Genomic DNA, 3,510 nt, shown 5'->3' with positions numbered 1-3,510 from the left:
GCCCCAATCATCAACACGCCAACCAATTATGAAGTATGTGATGATAATAACGATGGTATTTCGTGTTTGTTCCTTTTAAACACTAAAGATTCGGAAGTTTCCACAGCTCCTGGTATTCAAATTACCTACCATTGGACGCTTACCGATGCGCAAACCGGTTCGAATGACATTCCTAAAAATACGCCATATTGCAACATTAACAGCATCAACACTCAAACCCTTTACATTCGTGTGTTTGACCCTGCTGCGCCTACTTGTGCGTCTATCACAACCCTACAGCTTATTGTTCACCCAAAACCTGTAGCCAACATCCCTTCGGATTATCACACTTGTGATGACGATACCGATGGTAGTGCGGTGTTTAATTTAACAGCTGTGGTTACTCCTCAAGTGCTTGGAACCACCCTTCCTAGTGCAACACATACCGTAACCTACTATGAATCGCTTGCCGATGCACAAGCTCCAACTAATCCTATTGCTTTCCCTTCAGCCTATCTTTCTTCTACCAAAACCCTTTGGATACGAGTAGAGAATACGGCTACGGGATGTTTTGATATTACTACTGTCAAACTTATCGTTGACCCTCTTCCTATTAAATTGGCGTTCTATCCTCAATTTGAAACGTGTGAAGTCAATGCGCCTGTAGGCTTTGAAACCTTTGATTTAACCACTCAAATCCCTGCTATTTTACTAGGACAAACGGGGGTTTCGGTGACCTTCTACCCAAGTTTGGCAGAAGCTGTAAGCAACACCAATCCTATCACAACACCTAATGCCTATACCAATGCACAAGCCAATGCACAAACTATTGGTATTCGTTTAACCAACACCTCTACAGGCTGTTTTGTGGTTTCTACCATGGATTTAATTGTAAATCCTAAACCACAACCTATCCCACAAGCACATCCTTACATTGTGTGTGATACCGACCAAGATGGTGTAGCCGGATTTGATTTAAACACACTCACCCCTGATATCTTAATGGGAGCTCCTGGAGTGTATACTATTTCGTATTTCCTTACACAAACCGATGCTATCAATAATGTAAATCCTATTGATACAAGCGTGTTATTCTACAACAATAACCATCCTTTGGTGCAATTTATCTATGTAAGAGCAGAAGACCCTACAACACATTGTTTTGCTGTAATGCAAATTGAACTTCGTGTGGAACCTGCTCCTGTAGCTCCAGCTAATCTTCCTGCTATTGTTAATTGTGATGCCGATGCCAATCCTCAAGATGGCTGTACTACTTTTAACTTGGAGTCGCAAACTCCTGTTATTTTAGCCGCACAAGCTTTAGCGGGGTCTAACTATACGGTAACCTATTACACCTCTTTAGCCAATGCTTCGGCTTCTCCTAATGGTCTTGCGCCTATTGTAAACACAACCAATTATACCGCTTGTGGTACCACGACCATCTGGGTACGTGTTCAAAACAATACAACAGGTTGTTTTGCTGTGAGTCAATTTAGCACTCAGGTGAATACCCCTACGGTACTTTCAACGCCTACTCTTTTAAAAATTTGTGACAACGATGCGAATCCTAACGATTTGTACACAACCTTTAACATGAGTGCTTTTGTAGGAACCGTACCTGGACATACCCTTGAGTTTTTTATAGACAGTGCCTATACACAACCTATTGCCAATCCACAAGCGTTTGTCAATACCATTGCGGCTACTCAAACGGTGTTTATCGTAGCAACCAATACAACAACGGGATGTAAAAGCTACAGAACTTTAACCCTTGTCGTATTGCCTGTTCCTACACCTAATACAAACTTAAGCAGCATGCCTTTAGTGTCTTGTGACATCAACAATCCTAATGATGGTTATGAAATATTCGATTTGACCACTCATGCTACCTATATCATGAATAACGATAACAATGTAACGCTTCATTATTATCCAAGTCAAAACGATGCTATAAACAACACCAATGAGATTCTCACTCCTACTGCGGCCAATGTGAATCAAAATGTATGGATTCGTGTGGAAAGCAATTATTTTATCGATTATCATCCTGAGCATTGTTATGTCCTTGTAGAGCAACCTATCAAAGTGAATCCGCTTCCGTTGTTAAACTCAGGTATTGTATACCAAGAATGTGATGACGATACCGATGGAATCACTGCCTTTGATTTGACCTCGCTAGCGGCTGCTTTATTAAATGGTAATGCCTTGCCGTTGTCTAATTATACCTTGGCGTATTATCTTACTAATCCGCCTACAACTCCTATTGCAAATCCTGCTGTTTTCTATAACTCGAATACGACTGGAAATACGCAAACTATTTATGTGGTGGCCACCAACACCACTACAGGATGTCAAAGTCCGGTGCAATCTTTCACCATTATGGTTAATCCAAAACCTACTGCTACAGCGCCTACTGATTTTGCGCATTGTGATGACGAACCTAATGATAATGATGGATACTATCCTTACGATTTGAGTTTATTAATCCCTACTATATTAGGCCCTTCGCAAACCTTAGCGGATTATGATGTCTTCTTCTACGATTCGCAGTATGACCCAGATGCTACTCCACCGCTAACGCCTGCTCCTATTACGGATTTAATCAACTATCAAACCTATACTCATACCCTTTGGGTGGTGGTGAAAAATAAAATAACAGGATGTGAGCGCATTGTGTCTTTCAAAACAACTATCGAGCAACTCCCTACACCTGTTATTACAGCAGACACTAATGTAATTTGTGTGGATTATAACACCCATCAACCTGTTAGAAATTTAGTGCTTACTGCCACTAATACCACAACCTATTTATCAGGTACAACACCTCCAACCTACACCTATCAATGGCTCGATGCCGCTGGGGTGCCTATTGCGGGAGCTACCAACCAAACCTACACTGTAGTAGGACCCTTTGCAAACAACATCAGTGACAGTTTTAGTGTGGTAATGACTAGCACCACCGCTAGTCCACTAGGATGCAGCACGACTTCTGCTCCTTTTACCGTTTTACAATCTGGTCAAGCCGCTACCGTGCCTGCTTACTCACAAGGGTATACCATCACTAATGCTTTTGCAGAAAACCAAATCATTACCGTGAATGTTGCTGGGTATGGTACCTATGAATTTAGCCTTGACGATGGCCCTAGACAAACCAGCAATGTTTTTGAAAATGTCGCTCTAGGAACCCACAACATCACCGTATGGGATACTGAAGGAGGCATGCAAAGCAGCTGTGACCCGCTTATCATCTCTGAAGTTCAAACCATCGATTATCCGCACTTCTTCACTCCTAATGGAGACGGTATTAACGATTATTGGAATATTGTCGGTTTACAAAATGATTTTAATGCAAAAATTTATATATTTGACCGATATGGAAAATTAATCAAACAAATTAGCCCTCAAAGCAAAGGATGGGACGGTACTTACAACGGAAACCCTATGTTCTCAACAGATTACTGGTTCTCTGTAGACTACTCCGAAGCCAATGCTATTAAACAATTTAAAGCGCATTTCTCATTAAAAAGATAA

1 protein-coding gene is annotated in these 3,510 nt (G+C 41.3%); it reads left to right on the top strand.

Annotated features, from left to right (window positions below; genetic code table 11):
- The coding region (locus CLV55_RS12720; protein WP_146739577.1) for a T9SS type B sorting domain-containing protein at positions 1 to 3,510 on the top strand (3,510 nt) is incomplete at its 5' end.

The sequence above is a fragment of the Flavobacterium aciduliphilum genome, from assembly GCF_003268855.1.
GTDB classification, from domain to species: domain Bacteria; phylum Bacteroidota; class Bacteroidia; order Flavobacteriales; family Flavobacteriaceae; genus Flavobacterium; species Flavobacterium aciduliphilum.
This window is presented reverse-complemented; position numbering and strand designations above follow the sequence as displayed.